The 20,516-nt window shown below is 43.8% G+C and carries 16 protein-coding genes and 1 pseudogene; 14 read left to right on the top strand and 3 right to left on the bottom strand.

Going from position 1 to position 20,516, the window contains the following annotated elements; genetic code table 11:
* Window positions 1-66 precede the first annotated feature (66 nt).
* Window positions 67-1,233, top strand: a complete 1,167-nt coding sequence (locus tag QL898_RS11600; RefSeq protein WP_290176922.1) for a TauD/TfdA family dioxygenase — start codon at window positions 67-69, stop codon at window positions 1,231-1,233.
* Window positions 1,234-1,387: 154 nt separating this feature from the next.
* On the opposite strand, the gene QL898_RS11595 is transcribed toward QL898_RS11600, so the two are convergent.
* Both QL898_RS11595 and QL898_RS11590 read right to left on the bottom strand, forming a co-directional pair.
* Complete coding sequence (locus QL898_RS11595; RefSeq protein WP_290176920.1) at window positions 1,388-1,840, bottom strand: hypothetical protein; 453 nt, start codon at window positions 1,838-1,840, stop codon at window positions 1,388-1,390.
* 162 nt (window positions 1,841-2,002) lie between these two features.
* Window positions 2,003-3,034 carry a hypothetical protein gene (locus QL898_RS11590; RefSeq protein WP_290176919.1) on the bottom strand — a complete coding sequence of 344 codons (1,032 nt, stop codon included), beginning with the start codon at window positions 3,032-3,034 and terminating at the stop codon, window positions 2,003-2,005.
* Between the two features lie 220 nt (window positions 3,035-3,254).
* On the opposite strand from QL898_RS11590, the gene QL898_RS11585 reads away from it, so the two are divergent.
* The 13 genes and pseudogenes from QL898_RS11585 (at window position 3,255) to QL898_RS11525 (ending at window position 19,452) form a co-directional block, all read left to right on the top strand.
* On the top strand, window positions 3,255-4,271 hold the full coding sequence (locus QL898_RS11585; RefSeq protein WP_201547075.1) for a LysR family transcriptional regulator: 1,017 nt from the start codon (window positions 3,255-3,257) through the stop codon (window positions 4,269-4,271).
* Window positions 4,272-4,654: 383 nt separating this feature from the next.
* Window positions 4,655-5,842, top strand: coding sequence for a divalent metal cation transporter (locus tag QL898_RS11580; protein ID WP_290176934.1), 1,188 nt, complete (start codon window positions 4,655-4,657; stop codon window positions 5,840-5,842).
* 373 nt (window positions 5,843-6,215) lie between these two features.
* Window positions 6,216-7,109: a methylisocitrate lyase gene (gene prpB, locus QL898_RS11575; protein ID WP_201547077.1), complete on the top strand. Its 894-nt coding sequence runs from the start codon at window positions 6,216-6,218 to the stop codon at window positions 7,107-7,109.
* A 93-nt stretch (window positions 7,110-7,202) separates the two neighbouring features.
* Entirely contained in the window at window positions 7,203-7,862 is a 660-nt protein-coding gene (locus QL898_RS11570) for a DUF2059 domain-containing protein (RefSeq protein WP_201547079.1), read from the top strand.
* Between the two features lie 108 nt (window positions 7,863-7,970).
* On the top strand, window positions 7,971-9,098 hold the full coding sequence (prpC, locus tag QL898_RS11565; protein ID WP_290176918.1) for a 2-methylcitrate synthase: 1,128 nt from the start codon (window positions 7,971-7,973) through the stop codon (window positions 9,096-9,098).
* A gap of 310 nt (window positions 9,099-9,408) precedes the next feature.
* Entirely contained in the window at window positions 9,409-12,042 is a 2,634-nt protein-coding gene (acnD, locus tag QL898_RS11560; protein WP_290176933.1) for a Fe/S-dependent 2-methylisocitrate dehydratase AcnD, read from the top strand.
* 228 nt (window positions 12,043-12,270) lie between these two features.
* Window positions 12,271-12,519 (top strand): annotated as a pseudogene (locus QL898_RS11555) (type II toxin-antitoxin system prevent-host-death family antitoxin); the annotation flags it as partial.
* A 113-nt stretch (window positions 12,520-12,632) separates the two neighbouring features.
* Complete coding sequence (locus tag QL898_RS11550) at window positions 12,633-12,893, top strand: Txe/YoeB family addiction module toxin (RefSeq protein WP_149491611.1); 261 nt, start codon at window positions 12,633-12,635, stop codon at window positions 12,891-12,893.
* Window positions 12,894-12,973: 80 nt separating this feature from the next.
* Entirely contained in the window at window positions 12,974-14,227 is a 1,254-nt protein-coding gene (gene prpF, locus QL898_RS11545; RefSeq protein WP_290176916.1) for a 2-methylaconitate cis-trans isomerase PrpF, read from the top strand.
* 14 nt (window positions 14,228-14,241) lie between these two features.
* Window positions 14,242-15,180 carry a 5'-nucleotidase gene (locus QL898_RS11540; protein ID WP_356639206.1) on the top strand — a complete coding sequence of 313 codons (939 nt, stop codon included), beginning with the start codon at window positions 14,242-14,244 and terminating at the stop codon, window positions 15,178-15,180.
* 22 nt (window positions 15,181-15,202) lie between these two features.
* On the top strand, window positions 15,203-17,056 hold the full coding sequence (locus QL898_RS11535) for an ABC transporter ATP-binding protein (RefSeq protein ID WP_290176915.1): 1,854 nt from the start codon (window positions 15,203-15,205) through the stop codon (window positions 17,054-17,056).
* 71 nt (window positions 17,057-17,127) lie between these two features.
* Window positions 17,128-17,754: a GNAT family N-acetyltransferase gene (locus QL898_RS11530; protein ID WP_290176914.1), complete on the top strand. Its 627-nt coding sequence runs from the start codon at window positions 17,128-17,130 to the stop codon at window positions 17,752-17,754.
* A gap of 144 nt (window positions 17,755-17,898) precedes the next feature.
* Window positions 17,899-19,452 carry a bifunctional 2-methylcitrate dehydratase/aconitate hydratase gene (locus tag QL898_RS11525; RefSeq protein ID WP_290176913.1) on the top strand — a complete coding sequence of 518 codons (1,554 nt, stop codon included), beginning with the start codon at window positions 17,899-17,901 and terminating at the stop codon, window positions 19,450-19,452.
* 53 nt (window positions 19,453-19,505) lie between these two features.
* On the opposite strand, the gene QL898_RS11520 is transcribed toward QL898_RS11525, so the two are convergent.
* On the bottom strand, window positions 19,506-20,297 hold the full coding sequence (locus QL898_RS11520; protein WP_290176912.1) for an SDR family oxidoreductase: 792 nt from the start codon (window positions 20,295-20,297) through the stop codon (window positions 19,506-19,508).
* Window positions 20,298-20,516: the final 219 nt, after the last annotated feature.

Genomic DNA, 20,516 nt, shown 5'->3' with positions numbered 1-20,516 from the left:
ATAACTGATCCGAACAAGATACCGTAAAATATATTTTTACTTCATGTATATGTAGGGTCTGCTCCAATGGAAACGCCTCAATCAACACCATTTCTAGACATCGCCGTAGCAACTGACTATCAAATAGAATCCGTTGCGCTCATTGACCGCGCTATTCAAATACGCTGGAATGATGGTATCGACAGTACGTATCACTATATCTGGCTGCGTGATAACTGCCCATCGGCTTTTCATCCGCACACTGGCGAGCGTAGCTTTGATTTACTGAGTATCTCAAAAGATATCCATCCACTATCCGTCTCTTTTGATGAGACAACGCTAACGATTGAATGGTCAGAACAAGCGCATATCAGTCACTTTGAACAAAGCTGGTTACGTGAGTTTGGGTATTCTAGTGCATTGGTCAAGGACCATAGCAGTCCTTATGAAAGCTGGAATGGCACGTTTATTGACCACATCCCCATGTATGACCAGCAGAGCATCATGACCAGTGACAGTTCTTTATATGAGTGGATGAGTGCGCTGGATAAATATGGGCTTACTATCATTGATAATATGCCAGATGACTCTGATGCTGGCGTACAGACCGCCATGCGAGTCGATTATCTGCGGCAGACTAACTTCGGTATGACCTTTGATGTGATATCAGAAAAGTCACCAATCAATTTGGCTTATACCTCGCTCTCATTACCTTTGCATACCGACTTGCCAAATCAGGAGTTGCCTCCAGGCTATCAATTCTTGCATTTTTTGAGTAATGAAAGCATAGGCGGCGAATCTACTTTCGTAGACGGATTAAAGGTGTTAGAAGGGTTACGAGAAGAGCAGCCTGAGTATTTTCGCTTGCTTGCCGAATATGCCATTCCCTTTCGTTTTCATGACACTGCCCATGATATCCGTGAGCACCACCCCGTCATCAATTTAGACAACTTTGACAATATTGTCGAAATCAAATACAACGCGCATCTTGCAGATGTTTTTGATTTACCAAGTGACGTTATGTACGACTACTACCTTGCTTATCGAGAGCTAATGGCTCGATTAAAAGACAGTCGCTATAAGATTGAGTTAAAATTAGCAGCGGGTCAAATGGTGGTTTTTGATAACCGCCGAGTCCTGCATGGGCGTAACGCATTTGATGAAAACGTCGGTGAGCGTCGTCTCAAAGGCTGTTATGTTGACCGCTCAGAGTTTAAAAGCCGTTTACGAACGCTCAAAAATCAACTGGCTTAACACGATTCACAAGCTAGCTAAAGCATGGAGCACTGAGCCCACAAAAAAAGCCCCATTTCTCTTCTCTCATGTTTAGAGAGGAGAAATGGGGCTTAATATTATTCACTTACTGACTTATAGCTATCAACATAATCTTATAGTACTAATAGTGGCCTTAATAGCTGGATTCACGATATAGGGTTTTGTGTGCTTCTATCCTAAAGTCTGCAGCGCTGACAGCAGGCGCTATACCATGTGCACTGTACTTAGCTTGTATGATCTTTTCTTCCTCACGAAATAGCACGTTTTGCGCTTCTTGCTTGAAGTCATGATAGCTAAGGGCGGTGTCATCTTCATGACCGTCAATAACTATAGGTCTGCTAGGTTGATTTTGGCTATTCGAATGCTGCTGTACAGTCTGATTAGCATTAGCCTCTTTAGTAATATTGCTGACTGTTAAACCGTTATTAGTCGTCGACGCTTGAGATAACGTGGAAGAGATACGGTTAGACATATAGAAGGCGGATATTAGAACAATACAGATGACACTGATAATAGCAAAAACAAGACTACGTGGTCTGATGCTTTTTGGCTCGATATCATTATTCACGTTTTCTGATTCATTCATAGTTGCGTACCGTATAATTCATATCATCAATGGCACATAACCGCGCCTTTTACATAATGATACGAATTTTATATTGTGTTGCAACAATTTCTAGTACGAACGTCTCGAATAAATTGATAGACGGTTATTTAACTTTCTGAAATGGTATAAAACATAGCCCCTTTAATCGTTGGTTTCGCGGTACAAGGTAGTCTGCGACTCCTGTCTAAAGTCCTCATAAGTTATGGCAGCTTCTTCAATATCTATAACAGTGGCATCATTTTCTGGTGTAGGAGCTTCAGAAGTTGACTCTCGCTCATTAGCAGCTGGCAGGTCCTGTCTATTGTTGTCCAAAGCATCTTGCTGAGTAGTGGCTGGTTGCGTACTTACAGGGTCAACGCCATCCGTAGTTGTTTGACTATCAGTAGACAGTACTGGATCAGCACTAACAGCTGGTGTACTGTCTGTCTCTACATTACCATCAGTGCTGTTGTCTATACTATCAACCGTAGAAGTAGATAAGACTCCTGAAAATACAAGCATTAATGCAATAGCAATCAATACGATTAAACCAATCGACATAGCCATCATGAGAGGTTTCTTGCTTTTGATCACTTTATTGTCCATGACTGGCTCTTCGATAGCTGATTCAGACACATTCTCAATTTTTAAAGGGATGTTTAAAGAATCATCATCTGATATCTCAGTTATGACAGATTCACTATGGTCAATCGTAGAGGATGACTCTGTTTGATTGCTACTATCTATATTGTTGCGATCTATATATTCTGAGGCTTCTGTATCTGCACTTACATCATTGACATCAATACTAATACTGTCGCTATCGTTAGCGATATTCAGCACATTATTTTCAGATATATTTTCAAATACTACATTTGTATCTGAAGCTTCAGAGGTAGTGTTTGCTGCTGTAGCATTTTCTGTTTCTAGCAATAATTCTTGCTCACTGCTTTGATCTTCAAACAGTTGCAACTCTTCTGTGCTCAAGGGTTCGAAAGCGGCAAGGTTCTTTGCACTTTCTAGTGTTTCAAACTCAGCCTGATCGTTCTCTTCAGAACCATGGACTCGATTAATAAAGCGTTCGTAGATGTCATTGTTATTACGCTTACGCGATTTTTGGTCAATAATTCTAGCCAATTTTTCATCAAAATCGGTGCCAGCGTCTTTTTTTCGTCGCTCATAGAATAATACCAAACCAGTTTTTCTACTGGTGTTAAATGATTGCTAGAATGAATTTTCTTACTATAGTGTAACAGTGTTATTAGCCAACAATATAGTTGCTCGACCTATTATCTTCAAGCACAATTTATGGAATAGCGCTAATATTGATAAGAACTATTCTAAATAATATGATAAATCAACCTTAAGAACTAATCTATGTAGAGATAGCATAGACTATGACAGGCTCAATAGTATGGATTTAAAACAGCTTAATGCGTTTATCGCGGTTGCAGATTTGCGCAGCTTTAGCGCTGCCGCCACCAAGACAGGATTGTCACAGCCGAGCCTGAGTCGATTGCTAAAACAGTTAGAGACTGATATGGGCGTGGTGCTTATTGATCGCTACCACAGGCCCCTACATCTGACTGAAGCGGGCAGTTTTTTCTACGATAAAATAAGCACTATCCTGACCGAGATTGATACTGTAACCAGTATGACTCAGCGTCTATCAGCACCTAGCAGCGTTTTAAATATAGGTTTTGTGCCCTCAGTGCTATATGGCCTGTTGCCTGAAATCATTGCCACGCTTAAACAGTTCAGCCCTGATATCGACGTTAATTTAAAAGACATCAGCTCATATCAACAAATGGATGCCCTCAAGTCTGGTGAGATTGATATAGGCTTTGGCCGATTTGCGCATCAAGATCCATGGATTCAGCAGATTCTGCTACGTCATGAACGCTATGTGGTAGCATTACCAAAGTCACATCCGCTTGCCAATGTACGTAAGCAGCGCTTGATAGACCTAGCGAATAATCGCTTAATTTTATACCATCAAACACATTTGCCAGTCTCGTCCACGGTGACGACAGAAACAGCGACCCACAAGCTGTCTACAAGTAGAGTCAACCGTGCTGCTAAGCATGACGCATCATCTAGCGAGCCTATTACTGAGCCTTTACTACATCTTTTTGCCCAGTATGGCATCTCACCTTTTATGACCACGACAGTCAGCGATTTGCAGGTCGCATTGGGGCTGGTCGCGGCAGGAGAAGGCATTACATTGGTGCCTGCCAGCTTGCAAACCGTACGTACGGAACAGATCAGCTACCAACGTTTGGTTCATGAAAATGTCACCTCCCCTATTTATTTACACACCCTCAAAGACTTCGTACATCCAAAAATACCTGACTTGCTTACGGCCATTTATCACGTCTACGAACAGCGCGGCATTACTTATCGGCAGCAAAATTTTGTGTCACAGGCCTAAATGGGCAGATATCCGATGAATATTGTGTTATAAAGAACCGCCAAAAATAATTCATTTTAAATATTGATATTATTTTATAAGTATGCTAACTAACAAGAATAGCAATGCAAACAAATAGTAATAATAACTAGAATAATCATTCTCCTAGACAGTGTTGGTGTGATAAAGTCGATGCGATGTAAATCGTTTTATATTTAGATGGTTTGTAGGACGTTCTTTTATGATCATTGGCAAGCTGACACAGGTAGGTGATAATTTGCTGCTTTAACCATTTCGAGGTATTCATGTCCACACAACAACTCAACAACCCAAGTGCCCCTGACGATAGCGTTGCCTCGCAACAGAAGGGCTTTAGCTGGCGCATCTTTGGCCCAGGCATTTTGATGGCAACTGCTGCCATTGGTGGTTCGCATTTGATTTCATCAACACAGGCGGGTGCTATCTATGGCTGGCAATTGGCTATTATGATTGTATTGGCCAACGTGTTTAAGTATCCGTTTTTTCGCTTTGCAACTGACTACGTCTACGATACTGGCGAGAGTTTGATTGCAGGCTATGCCAAACGCTCAAAGGTATACCTCTGGGTATATTTTATTCTTTCTATCTTGTCAGCGGTTATCAGTACGGGTGCGGTTTCACTTATTGCTGCCGTAATTTTGGGCTTTATGCTGCCAGCCTCACTTGGTCTGTCGACAATGGCGTTATCTCTCATTATCGTCGCGGTCTCTTGGTTCTTTTTGATTGCAGGGCATTATAAGTTGCTCGATGGTGTGACTAAGTGGATTATGATTGCGCTTACCGCAGCTACCGTTGCTGCAGTTATCATTGCTGCTGGCAAGCCAACCGTTATGGCAGTAGATTTTGTGGCGGTCTCTCCTTGGAACCTGGCCACGTTGGGCTTCATCGTAGCACTCATGGGCTGGATGCCAGCACCGCTAGAGTTTGCAGCGATTACCTCTATGTGGACCTCTGCCAAAGTCAAAGCAGATCACACCACGCATAGCCAAGGCTTGTTAGATTTTAACGTTGGCTATGCAGTCTCAGCGATATTGGCATTGCTCTTCTTATCGTTAGGTGTGTTTGTCCAGTACGGATCAGGACAAGAGATTGAGTTGGTCGGCGGTGCTTATATCAACCAGTTGATCAATATGTATACCGCAACCATTGGTGAGTGGTCGAGACTGCTGGTCGCTTTCGTCGCCTTTATGTGTATGTTTGGCACGACCATCACCTGTGCTGATGGCTATGGACGCGCTAATGCTGAATGTTGGCGCCTACTAAAAGGTGAAAGTGAAATCAACAAAAAGCAAGTCGCTTTTTGGACCACCTATGCTATCGGTGGCGGGCTAGTGATTATCACGTTCTTTACCGGACAGCTAGGCTCAATGCTTAAGTTTGCCATGATATCAGCGTTCGTCTCTGCGCCTATTTTTGGTTGGTTAAACTACTCATTGGTTAAAAAGCATAAGAAACTGTCAGCAGGTATGAATGCTCTATCTATCGCAGGCTTGATATTCTTAGCAGGTTTCGCGTTATTGTTCTTGGCCAATATGGCAGGTTTATTTGCTTAAGCTTTTTGCTTAATTTAAAACTCAGCACTTAACAATCTTATTTAAGCGGAACATAAGCCCTAATAGCCTAGCTGTTGGGGCTTTTTGATGAGTGTAATTATATCAATAAGGCAAGGCAGCCTTAGTAATTGTAACTAAATGTAAAAAATGGGAGATTCTAAAAGCTGTGATTTTAAGCAATATGAATACTTATTGTGAGAAATTACCAATAAATGCATAATGCTATTTATATTATGAATAATATTAAAAAATTTAATATATATCTTTATTTATTATAATCAATAATTCCGTTAGCGAGCTTTTTAGAGTTTAATAATTGGGTATAATCAGTCACAACAACGATAATACTTCCTCTATCTGCAAGGATACTAGCATGACCACTTCTTCAGCAGGCGCACGCTTTCGCAGTGTACTCACTCAAAAAAATGATAACAATCAACCATTACAAATTGCAGGCGCTATCAACGCTTATACAGCGATGATGGCCACCCAAGTCGGTCATCAAGCGTTATATCTCTCTGGTGCTGGCGTGGCCAATGCCTCATTTGGTTTACCTGATCTTGGTATGACCAGCCTTGATAACGTATTAGAAGATGCTCGCCGTATCACTGACGCAGTCGATACGCCACTACTAGTCGATATTGATACGGGTTTTGGCGGCGCATTCAATATTGCCCAAACCATCAGAAAGATGGAAAAAGCAGGCGTCGCGGCAGTACATATCGAAGACCAAGTGGCACAAAAACGTTGTGGTCATCGCCCAAATAAAGAAATCGTCAGCATCTCAGAAATGGTAGATCGTCTAAAGGCGGCATTAGACGCAAAAACGGATCCTGACTTTGTAGTGATGGCTCGTACAGATGCCCTATCAGTAGAAGGGCTGGACGCTGCTGTGGAGCGTGCCGTCGCATTCCAAGAAGCTGGCGCAGACATGATCTTTGCAGAAGCGCTAACTGATATCGAGATGTATCGTAAGTTCACTGATGTATTGGACATTCCTGTACTGGCAAACATGACAGAGTTTGGTCAGACCGATCTATATACCACCGATCAGCTCTATAGTGTGGGTGTCGAGATGGTGCTATATCCGCTATCAGCCTTCCGCGCTATGAACAAAGCGGCACTGAACGTTTATCAGCATCTACTCAATGACGGCACGCAAGAAAAAGTCGTCGATACCATGCAGACTCGTATGGAGCTCTATGATTTCTTAAACTATCATGAGTTTGAGCAGACACTAGACAAGCTATTTGCTGGTAACAAGTAACCAATGATTGGTTGTTAGCAACGCTGAGAAGATAAATTACCTCTGGGTGTTTTATCTTCTTAAAATTCGTATTCATTTGCCTTTAGGTTATTTATGTCATTGTTCACTTCCCATACAGCGCTTAAAGCGACACTACTCAGTAGTACACTTGCGGGGCTACTACTCATCACTGGCTGTGATAAAACGCCAGAAACTGTCGATAACGTTGACACGACTACCAGTGAAACAAACGATACTGCTGTGACTCAAGCTGCGCCATCAAATGCTGTCTCTCAAGACGACTTGGTTATGACGACCATTACGTTAGATACCGTTAATAGCTTACTGCTTGCACCAATTATCAATAGTGGTGCACTCAGCGAAGAGCAGGTCAGCTGCCTTGAGTCGCGCGATAAAGATTTGGGCAAAGCCGAAGTTGATAGCTTTTATAAGTCTCAATTCACCGACGCAGAGCTAAAAGAGCTAGATAGCTTTTATACGTCAGACGTTGGCAAAAAGCTGCTTGCTTTTGGCAATGAGCAATTGCGTGTCATGAATGGCGAAGAAGTCGCAACCCCGATGGCTGACCCTACCCCAGAAGAAATGACTGAAATCCAGACATTTATGGAGTCGCCACTGGGTGTCAAGTATATGGAAATCAATAATGCAGAAGGCGAAGGTAGCGCGATGGAGGTCTTGAACGGCCCTATTGAAGCTGAGTTTAAGCGTTGTAATGTCGACTTAGACGGTCCACAGCCTGAACAGCCTGCATAACGCTCAACTGGCGCTATAGTCAGTCATTAACCAATAAATTTCTCATCAGAAACATCGTTAGATATACTGTTTTCACCCAAAAAAGCTACCCACAAAAGGAATGTAAACATGGCAGCACAAAAAGAACTTTCAGGTGCAGGTCTACGCGGACAAGTCGCTGGTAAAACCGCTCTATCTACCGTCGGCAAATCAGGCTCTGGTCTGACCTATCGCGGCTATGACGTATCAGAACTAGCCGACAAGTGTATTTTTGAAGAAGTGGCGTACCTGCTGCTATATGGTAACTTGCCTACGCAAAGCGAGCTTGATGCCTATCAAGCCAAGCTAAAAAAACTACGCGGCCTACCACAAGCATTAAAAGATGTGCTTGAGCGCATTCCAAGCGACGCGCATCCAATGGATGTGCTACGTACTGGTTGCTCGATGCTCGGTAACCTTGAAACTGAGACTGACTTTGCTCAGCAAAATGATCAAACTGACCGTATGCTGGCAGCGTTCCCGTCGATCATCAACTATTGGTATCGTTTTAGCCATGATAATGTGCGTATCGAGACTGATACAGACGACGCCACTATTGGCGGTCATTTCTTGCATTTGCTCAAAGGCGAGAAGCCAAACGAGCTACATGAAAAAGTCATGAACGTCTCGCTTATCTTGTATGCAGAGCATGAGTTCAATGCGTCGACCTTTACTGCTCGTGTCTGTGCTTCAACTCTATCTGATATCCACTCTTGCATTACTGGTGCCATCGGCTCATTACGTGGTCCATTGCATGGCGGCGCGAATGAAGCGGCTATGGATATGATTGAAGGTTTTAGCTCACCTGATGAAGCCGAAGAAGAAATGATGGGCATGCTGGCTCGTAAAGATAAAATCATGGGCTTTGGTCATGCGATCTATAGCGAGTCAGATCCACGTAACGTCGTGATTAAGGGTTGGGCTGAGAAGCTGGCTGCGGACGTTGGTGATGAAGTACTATATCCTGTATCAGTACGCTGTGAAGAAGTCATGTGGCGCGAGAAAAAACTGTTTTGTAATGCTGATTTCTTCCATGCATCAGCCTATCACTTTATGGGGATTCCAACCAAGCTATTCACACCTATCTTTGTCTGCTCACGCTTGACTGGTTGGGCCGCTCACGTATTTGAGCAACGTGCTAATAACCGTATCATTCGCCCAAGTGCAGAGTATACGGGTGAAGATCTACGCCCAGTGCCAGATATGAGCGCGCGTTAAGACAGTTAGTGTTAAATGCTTATTATTAGGCAGCTTATTGAGTAACGTTATCAGCGAGCAATAGTGCTGGCTGATAACGATATGACGATTGAGTATTGTTATCTGATTAGACTCAATTGTCATATCTTATGTTATGTACAACCCTTTTAAGTACGACCCCTGTCTTCCTAATTTCGTTTTTTTAGCAAAGTCTACAACAACTGATGATTTTGCTAAAGCAATGAATTTCTACCCAATATTGACGTTTAACTATTTATTAAAATTAGCCAACAGCCAAAGGTGACTTATGGACAACGCCCTAGTACAACCCATGAACGATGAATTCAAAAAACCACTTCCCGATACTGACCTTTACTACTTTGACACCCGTGAAGCGGTCGAGCGTATCGAAGAAGGTGCTTATGACAAGCTACCGTTCTGCTCAAAAGTATTGTGTGAAAATTTAGTACGCCGTTGCCCACCAGAAGAGTTAACCGATGCCCTAAAACAGCATATCGAGGGTAAGCAAGATTTAGACTTTCCTTGGTACCCTGCCCGCGTAGTCTGTCATGATATCTTGGGTCAGACGGCCTTTGTTGATTTGGCAGGCTTGCGTGACGCCATCGCTGAGCAAGGTGGTGATCCGTCTAAAGTAAACCCTATTGTGCCAACTCAGCTTATTGTTGACCATTCTTTGGCTGTTGAGCATGCAGGCTTTGAAGAAGATGCATTTGAGAAAAACCGTGCGATTGAAGAGCGCCGCAACGATGACCGTTTTCACTTTATTAACTGGTGTCAGTATGCTTTTGACAATGTAAACGTCGTGCCGCCTGGTAACGGCATCATGCATCAGATCAACCTAGAGAAAATGTCACCTGTCGTACAAGTTGTGCACAATAAAGCAGGTGAAGAAGTCGCGTTTGCCGATACGCTAGTTGGTACTGATAGTCACACGCCGATGGTCGACGCCCTAGGTGTGATCTCAATCGGTGTCGGCGGTCTAGAAGCTGAAAGCGTCATGCTAGGCAACCCATCATATATGCGTCTGCCTGATTACGTTGGTGTTAAGTTAACGGGTAAATTACAAAAAGGCATTACCGGTACGGACTTGGTACTGGCGATGACTGAATTCTTACGTGATGCAGGTGTGGTCTCTACTTATATTGAGTTCTTTGGTGAAGGTGCCCGTCAGCTGACCGTTGGTGACCGTGCCTCAATCTCTAATATGACACCTGAATATGGTGCCACTGCCGCGATGTTCTATATCGATGAGCAAACCACTGACTATCTGCGACTGACTGGTCGTTCTGAAGAACAAATCAAATTGGTTGAACAGTATGCCAAGCAGACAGGTCTATGGGCTGATGGCATGGAAAAAGCCGAGTACGCACGTGTCCTTGAGTTTGATTTGTCATCAGTAGGTCGTAATATGGCAGGCCCGTCGCGTCCACATGCCCGCGTATCAACTGATGATTTGGTTGCCAAAGGTATCGCCCACGCGCCCGATCAAAAGCTACCAGAGCCAAAAGATGGTCTAATGCCAGATGGCGCAGTAATTATCGCTGCGATCACCAGCTGTACCAACACTTCAAACCCACGCAACATGGTTGCCGCAGGCTTAGTTGCTCGTAACGCCAATGCCAAAGGATTATTACGTAAACCTTGGGTGAAGTCATCCTTAGCACCTGGCTCAAAAACGGTCAAAATGTACCTAGAAGAAGCAGGTCTGATGCCAGAATTGCAAGAAATCGGCTTTGATGTGGTTGGCTTTGCTTGTACCACCTGTAATGGTATGAGCGGTGCGCTTGACCCTGATATCGAAAAAGAAATCATCGACAATGATTTATTTACCACGGCAGTGCTGTCGGGTAACCGTAACTTTGATGGTCGTATTCATCCATACGCCAAGCAAGCATTTTTGGCATCGCCACCACTGGTCATTGCGTATGCTATCGCAGGTAACATTCGTTTTGATATTGAAAAAGACGCATTGGGCAAAGATACGGATGGCAATGACGTCTATCTAAAAGACATCTGGTTTGATGATGAAGAGGTTGATGCCATTGTTGCTTCTGCCGTGAAGCCTGAGCAGTTCAATTCTGTATATATTCCTATGTTTGATGAAGCCAAAAAAGACACGGGCAAGGCATTAAGCCCACTATACGACTGGCGCGAAATGACCACTTATATCCGCCGTCCGCCGTATTGGGAAGGCAAAATGGCTAAGAAAAACAAACTGACAGGCCTACGTCCACTTGCTGTCCTAGGTGATAATATTACAACCGACCATATGTCACCATCAAACGCCATTCTTGGCTCATCGGCAGCTGGCGAGTACTTAGACACCATGGGCTTGCCTGCTGAGGACTATAACTCGTACGCGACCCATCGCGGCGACCATTTAACCGCACAACGTGCCACCTTTGCCAATCCTAAGCTATTAAACGAGATGGTACGTGATGAAAGTGGTGAGGTTGTCCAAGGTTCACTGGCACGCGTCGAACCAGAAGGCCAAGTCATGCGCATGTGGGAAGCCATTGAAACCTACATGAACCGTGAGCAGCCGCTTATCATCATCGCAGGTGATGGCTATGGTCAAGGCTCAAGCCGTGACTGGGCTGCCAAAGGTGTGCGTCTCGCTGGCGTAGAAGCCGTCGTCGCTGAGGACTTTGAGCGTATTCATCGTCAAAACTTAGTTGGCATGGGCGCGCTGCCTTTACAGTTCGAGGAAGGCACGACTCGCCATACGCTAAATATCGATGGTACAGAAACCTTTGATGTCACAGGCAAAGTCTCGGCTGGCGGGTTGATGACTCTAGTGATCCATCGTGCCGATGGCAGTACCACTGAGACGCCTATTATCTGCCGCCTAGATACGGCCGATGAAGTCAAAATGTACAATGCTGGCGGTATGCTACAACGCTTTGCTAAAGAGTTTATCGAAGGTACGCTTGATATTGTCTAAGGCTATCCTGTAGTTTTTAGTGTGATAAGCAGCAAAGTATAAAAGTTGCCGATGTTGTATAACCTTATATGACGTCGGCTTTTATTTGCTTTTGCGTTCTATACACTGAGTTTTGTTACTTACTCCTAAATACTAGATAGTAGCTAAATATTGAGTTTACTTCACCAATAGCGTAATATGTACGATATATTGTACAAGTTATGCAGAATATCATGAAGGGAGTAAGCCATGAGAGTCGTTAGTTTTTCAGAAGCCAGAAAGCACCTAAAGTCCGTTCTAGACACGGTAAATGATGATGCCAACGCCACTATCGTGACCCGCCGTGACGCCGATGATGCGGTTGTGATGTCGCTTGATTATTACAATAGCCTGATGGAAACCGTTTATCTATTAAAATCTCCTGCCAATGCGGCGCACTTAGCGGACTCTATTGCTCAATATAAGGCTGGCAAGACGGTTACACGTGAGCTAATAGATACAGCAGAAGATAGTGATAAAAGAAATGGTAGCAGCGATAATAATGAGCATACGGATGGCGATATTGAAAGTGCTTGAACTCAAAGGCTTTAATCAATCCAAAGGGTCTGATAATGAGTGAACAACTAGCATGGACAGATGCTGCGTGGAAAGACTACCTATACTGGCAAACGCAAGACAAAAAAACACTCAAACGCGTCAATAAGCTCATCACTGAATGTAAGCGTAATCCGTTTGAAGGCATTGGCAAACCTGAACCTCTAAAAGAAAACCTATCCGGATTTTGGTCAAGACGTATCGACGACGCCAATCGTTTGGTATATGCCGTCGATGATAATTATCTTACGATTATCTCTTGTCGCTATCATTATTAACGAGCGCTCTTAATCATGTATGTTTACTTGCTGATGGCAGCATACCCAATCTTATAACAATATAAAAAGGACTTAATACAGTGGCCCAAACAAATACTAAATCAAAAGCTTCTTTCGCCCCGCAACTATCCGTTCCTGCTACCTATATGCGCGGTGGTACCTCAAAAGGCACTTTCTTTAAATTATCTGATTTACCTGAGCGCTGCCAAGTCGCTGGCGAATCACGTGATAAATTTCTGCTACGGGTCATCGGCAGCCCAGATCCTTACGGCAAGCAAATCGATGGCTTGGGCAATGGCAGCTCTAGTACGTCAAAAACGGTTATTTTATCGGCCTCTGACAGACCAGATCACGATGTGAATTATCTGTTCGGACAAGTCAATATCGCCAAACCTATGATTGACTGGGCGGGTAACTGTGGCAACTTAACCGCGGCCGTCGGTGCCTGTGCCATTAATATGGGTTTGGTCGATGCTGACAAAATCAATAACAGCATCGATGAATATGCAGATAGCGGTATTTGTGAAGTGCGTATTTGGCAAGAAAATATCGGTAAAACCATTATTGCCCATGTTCCCATCTATAAAGACGCAAATGACAAAGTACAGGTTCAAGAAACAGGAAACTTTGAATTAGATGGTGTGACCTTCCCAGCAGCTGAAGTCAAAATTGAGTTTATCGACCCTGTAGATGCTACTAGCGACATGTTCCCTACTGGTAACTTAGTCGATGAATTTGATGTTGCTGGCTGCGGTTTAAATACCGATAGTGTCAAGGCGACCTTTATTAGCGCAGGTATCCCAACCATCTTTATGAAGGCAGAAGATTTGGGCTTTACGGGTACTGAGTTGCAAGGTGACATCAATAGCAACAGCGAGTTACTTATCAAGCTTGAAAAAATCCGTGCCACAGGCGGTGTCGCGATGGGGTTATTTAAAGACGTGAGCGAGGCACAGACCAGTCAACACATTCCTAAAGTCGCTTGGGTAGGTGCAGCACAGAGCTATACGGCCTCTAGTGGTAAATCGGTCGATGCAGGCGAGATTGACTTAGTCGTACGTGCCATGAGTATGGGTCAATTGCATCACGCTATGATGGGTACAGCAGCAGTTGCTATCGCCGCTGCGGCAACCACACAAGGCACGCTCGTCAATCAAGCAGCAGGCGCTGGCGAGCTGACAGAGGTGCGTTTTGGCCACCCATCAGGCACATTGCTCGTCGGCGGAAAAACCGAACTGGTCGATGGGCGCTGGCAAGCCAAAAAAGTGTCGATGAGCCGCTCAGCAAGGCGTATCATGGTTGGTGAAGTTTTTGTGCCAGCGGATAGTTTTTAATTAAGGAAATTATAATGGCATACGACCTTACAGGAAGGTTAGTAATTGGATTGTCTTCAAGTGCTTTGTTTGATTTAGATGAGTCAGACAAGGTATTTAGGGAACAAGGTGAGCAGGCATATAGGGATTATCAACGTGAAAACCAAGATATTCCTCTTATCACAGGCGTTGCTTATCCATTCATCAGAAGATTATTAAAGTTGAATGAAATTTCAGATGAACCTTTGGTTGAAGTAATTTTATTGTCTCGTAACGATCCTGACACAGGGTTGAGAGTCATGAATTCTATTGAGCACTATGAGCTGTCAATTACACGGGCTGTTTTTTTGCAAGGCCAATCAGCTTATAAATATATCCCAGCATTTGATATTGAGTTATTTTTATCTGCCAATGAAGGAGATGTTAAGCAAGCAGTAGATGCAGGATTTCCAGCAGGTCAAATCTTGCATGGTAATATTTCTGATGATATTGAGGACATGCAATTAAGGGTTGCTTTCGACTTTGACGGGGTGCTGATAGACGATGAAGCAGAAACAGTTTATAAGAAATCTAATGAATTAGGTGATTTCCACTCTCACGAGTCTTCTAAAGTAGATATAGCTCATAATCCAGGACCTTTAAAAAACTTTCTTGATCGCATTTCTTATATTCAAAAGCTTGAGACTACTTACAAGCTTAAAAATCCTAATTATGAACCAGTTTTGAGAGTTTCCATCGTCACAGCAAGAAACGCACCTTCACATAAGCGTGCAATTAATACTATGAGAGAATGGGATATTCTTGCTAATGAGGCATTTTTTATGGGAGGAGTTGAAAAGTCTAAGGTGCTTGAGATATTAAAACCACATATTTTCTTTGATGATCAAAAGTTACACTTGAAATCTGCTAGTATTTTACCTTCGGTTCACATACCTTTTGGAGTCGCTAATAAAGTAGTACATAATGAAAGCTAATTACTAATAATTATAAAAATACATGCCAACATCTCCCCAACCCCGCCGCGTACAGTTAGAAAAAAAGCCTCCAGTCGAAAAGAAAGAACGGCGGGCACTGCTGTGGGATATTCTAAAAAAACTGGCGGTATTTGCTAAACCTTATCGCTTGCTTATTATCGCCACCTTAGCACTGACCGCCCTAGGCTCTTTTACCGCACAGGTAAATGCGTTTGTACTACGTTATACCGTCGATACCTTGACCGAAATTGCCACGCTTGCCGAGCCATGGCAAGCAGGTCTGCGTATGTTAGGGATTATTAGTGCGGTCCTCCTGACCAAAGAGATCCTGTCGATATTCATCTCTTTTGGTCAGCGTTTTTTTGGTGAAAAGATTCGTATCAACTTGTCGCGCGATTTGTCTCAAAAAATCATTGAGCGCATCCTTACCTATCGGATGGCGTTTTATACCAGTAGTGAAAATGACAGTGGTAAATTGCAAACTCGTATTGATTATGGGGTCAGCAGTTTAACCAGCCTGGTGCAAAACTTCTTTATCGACATGCTACCGCTATTTGCCAACGCAATTGTGGCGCTTATTATCATGTTTTCGACCAATTTTTGGGTTGGCATGGTCGGTCTTATTATCATACCCATTTACTTTGTTATTAGCCAAAAGCAAGCACGGCGTCTACAAGGTTTTCGTCGGCAGATGCGCGGGTTTCGAGAAGCCAAAAGCGGTTTGGTGATCTCTTTGATTAATTCGATCAGCGTGGTGAAATCCTTCGTCCGTGAGTCCATCGAAGCTGAGAAGCACTTAGCCATTCAAAAAGAGATGACTGACAACCAGCTGCGTATTCGCAGTATTGGCTTTATTTATGATGCCATCAAAACCTTTATCGAGCAGATTGGTGTGGTGGTTATCATTCTCCTCACCGCTTATTTTGTGCTACAAGGCGAGATGACCATTGGCATGATTTTGTTTCATGTCATGCTATTTCAAAATGTCGCCGCTCCTATCCGTCAATTGCATCGCATCTATGATCAAATCAATAATGCGCTGACCTATGCCGAAGGTTTTTTTGATATTTTAGAAGACGACAAACAAGTCGAAAACATCGATGGTATCAGTAGCGAAAACCTAAAAGGCCATATCGAGCTTAAAAACGTTGATTTTACCTATCCTAATGGCACACAAGCTTTAAAAGATGTGAGCTTTACCATCAGGCCCAATCGTATTACGGCTTTGGTTGGTCTCTCTGGTGCTGGCAAAAGCACCATCATCAATCTATTGGTTAAATTCTATACGCCAGATGCTGGCACGATCTGCCTAGATGGACATGATTTGGCTGACTGTGATACCCACGAGTTGCGTCAACGCATTGGATTGGTACTACAGAGCAATCATATTTTTTCGGGTACGATTAGTGAAAATATCCGCTATGGTGATATGAATGCCAGCGAAGATGACATCATCGTGGCGGCAAAAAAAGCCTCTATACACGAGCAAGTCATGTCTCTACCAGATGGCTACGAGAGTACTGCCAAATCCCTATCAGGTGGTCAACAGCAGCGTATCGCACTGGCAAGGATGTTTTTAAAAGACCCGCCCATTGTATTTTTGGACGAGCCGACAGCCAGTCTAGACGCCATCGCCAGTCAGCAGGTCAAAAAAAGCCTAGATCTGATCAAAAAAGACCGTACCGTGATTATGGTCTCACACAATATCGCGCAAATCATCGATGCCGATGATCTAGTGGTCATAGAAAATGGCGAAGTGGTTGAGACAGGTACACATGAGGTACTTTATGCCCAACGCGGCAAATATTTTGAGATCTTTAGCGCCATGTCTGATAGCCTAAACTTAGACAAAATCAGCCAGACCCTAAACGGTTAGGAATGGTTAATGCCTGCCTAAATCGTTATAATGCCAATCTTTTACTGCCTATTGCCAGAAGCTAGCCCACTATGACTTGTGAATTTTCTTTAAAAACCTTTGACGAGCTGACCTCAGTTGATCTTTATCATATTTTAAAGGCGCGCTCGCAAGTGTTTGTCGTCGAACAAAACTGTGCCTATCAAGATATGGATGAAGTGGATTTCGATTGCTTGCACCTAATCGCTCATCAAAATGCAGCATTGGTGGGCTATTGCCGTATTATCCCACCTGAGTTCAACAAGTTAAAATCCAACTTATCAGTAGCCGATCCTGCCATTAAGACCAACCACACTGCAATGCCTGCCATTGGTAGAGTGCTTGTGCTATCAGAGCATAGAGGTGATGGTCTAGCACGGCAAATGATGACCCAAGCCATTGCTCACTGCCGTAAAAAATATGGCAAAAAACGCCCGATTATTATCTCGGCACAGGTTTACTTGCTAAGTTTTTATGAGTCTTTGGGCTTTGTACCCGAAGGCGAGCATTATCTCGAGGACAATATCGAGCATGTAAAAATGGTGCTATATGTCGCTAAGAAAAACAAAGTCAAAAAAGAGAGCACGGACACCGCATCAACCACAACCAAGGTTTTGAGTTTTCTGCTGTTTATTATAGCGGCGCTGTTTATTTTAGGGTTACTGTATCTCATGATTTAAACGGCTGGTGATGTCTTAATTTTTAACACAATTCAAATTGGTTGTTCCATATTGAGTGTGCTACTTTTGAATGACGATGGCTTTAAAAGGATAACCAGAATCATTGGTTAACAAAGCGGCACACTCAAGGAAGAGGACACAACCATGTCAAATGACCACTCAGATAACCATTCAAGTATAGCCAATTCAAATACAAAACATGCGACGGTTGAGAGCAATGTCCGTCCGGAATACGACGTTGAAATCCAAAAAATTGCCGATTATGTGCTTAATTATTCAATAGATGACGAATCACCGAACGCTGCTGAGGCATGGAGCACCGCACGTCATTGCTTGATGGACACCATTGGCTGTGGTCTGTTGGCGCTGAGATTTCCTGAGTGCACCAAGCACTTAGGTCCTAATTGCCCTGACCAAATAACACCGCATGGCGCGCGCGTTCCTGGTACGTCTTATCGGCTAGACCCAATCAAAGCTGCTTTTGACATCGGCTGTATCGTACGCTGGCTTGACTACAATGACACGTGGCTCGCTGCTGAATGGGGCCATCCTTCTGATAATTTAGGCGGCATCTTGGCGGTCGCGGACTATATCAGTCAGAAAAACATCAGCCAAGGACAAGCGCCGCTTACAATGAAAACTGTGCTTGAGGCGATGATCATGGCGCATGAGATTCAAGGCGTACTCGCACTTGAAAACTCATTCAACCGTGTGGGCCTGGATCATGTGTTTTTGGTCAAACTGGCTTCAACTGCCGTCGTTGCCAAGCTCTACCAGCTACCTCGTGAGCGTATTATGGCAGCAATCTCACAAGCCCTCGTTGATGGTCAGGCACTACGCACCTATCGACATGCCCCCAATGCTGGTAGTCGAAAATCATGGGCAGCCGGTGATGCAACCAGTCGCGCAGTACGCCTAGTAGATATCACCGCGCGCGGCGAGATGGGTATCCCAGGCGCACTCACCGCACCGCAGTGGGGATTCTATGATGTGCTATTCAGCCATACCAATAAGGATCTAGCGACAAAGCCTGAAGGCGAACGTCGTTTTAAATTTCAGCGAGATTTTGGTAGTTATGTGATGGAAAACATCTTATTTAAAATAAGCTTTCCTGCTGAGTTTCATGCTCAGACCGCTTGTGAAGCCGCAGTCATTTTGCACCCACACGTAAAAGACAGAATTGACGATATCGACAAAATCGTCCTGACCACCCATGACTCAGCGATTCGAATCATTTCAAAAGAAGGCGCGCTTGCCAATCCAGCCGATCGTGACCACTGCTTGCAGTATATGGTCGCTGTGCCGTTGTTGACAGGTGATCTGATGGCAGAGAACTACAAGGATGACTATCATGAGCAGCATTTGTCAATCGATGAGCTACGTAGCAAGATGGTTGTAGAAGAAAACGCGCAGTATTCAAAAGACTATCATGACCCAAGCAAGCGCTCTATTGCCAATGCCATTCAAGTATTTTTTACAGATGGCACCAGTACAGAAAAAGTGGCTGTTGAATATCCTATCGGCCACAAACGCCGCCGAGCTGAGGGCATCCCTGTACTGGAAGCAAAGTTCCGTGCCAGTCTGGCAACTCGCTTTGTCGACAGCCGTTGTCAGCAGATTATTGAGTTGTGTGACGATCAAAAAAGACTAGAACAAACACCGGTGAATGAGTTTATGGATTTATTTATGGCTTATTAACTATGGCTGATTAACGGCGCATCTTTTATGGTCTTATTTAGTTAATATACCTACTACCAAGGTATGGACTCTCCCGCCCAATCGACAAAGCTGCCTGATTGAGCGGCTGTCATACCTGATAGCACATCTAATAAGCACTCCGCGCTATACGCTGGTGAGAACAGATGTCCTTCAGCGACATTGCCTTGGAACGGTGCGGAGAGTTGGGTGTCTACAGTGCCTGGTTGCATGACAACCACGCAGACGTCTTTTAGTGACCTACCCCATTCGATACTTAGATTTTTCATGCCCATATTGAGCGCCGCCTTACTCATTCTATAGCTATACCAACCGCCGAGCTGATTGTCAGTAATACTGCCAACACGGGCTGATATGGTCGCAAAAATCGCTGGATTCTCAGCGCTGCGTTCAGCTTTGGCGAATAATGGCTTAATGTGCTTGGCGATGAGCAACCCTGCTAGCGCATTGATTTGCATATTTTGCAAAAAGAACTCGGTATCCATTTGTCGCAAGGCCTTTTCTGGCTGCGCGGTCTCTGTATGTAGTAATCCTACACAGTTGATTACCCAATCCACATGACCGACTGTCTGTTTGATGGTATCGGCAGCTTTTTTAATACTATCCTCATCACTGACATTCATTGGTAGCCAGTGCAGGTTTTCTGCTTCAATGTTTGGCCCATTTCGATGATAAGTAGCAAATACTTGTGTGCGATGGCTTTGATGAGATTGACTGTCCATCTGACTCACAGTCGTTTTCTGTATTAGCTGCTGCACCATGGCCTGACCAATACCACCTGTTCCGCCGATGATAAGATAGGTTTTATTATTCATTTCGCTATTCATATGGCACCTTCCTTTTTCTTTGATATGTCTCTTTAATACGCTCTTTGACACGATTTGGTTTTATATATTTATTTTGGCTGATTTTATAAGGGTTTACTATGATAGAAATAATACAAGTCATCCTCATTCTATATACGCTACAATAATCTATAACGATTAAAACGCCTGTTTTCGGGTTGCTATTTCTTATATTGACGCTTTCATACGGATATTATCGCA

It is taken from the genome of Psychrobacter sp. APC 3279, from assembly GCF_030407795.1.
In the GTDB taxonomy this organism is placed as follows: domain Bacteria; phylum Pseudomonadota; class Gammaproteobacteria; order Pseudomonadales; family Moraxellaceae; genus Psychrobacter.
The sequence above is the reverse complement of the archived record's forward strand: the minus strand, read 5'-3'. Positions and strand labels throughout refer to the sequence as shown.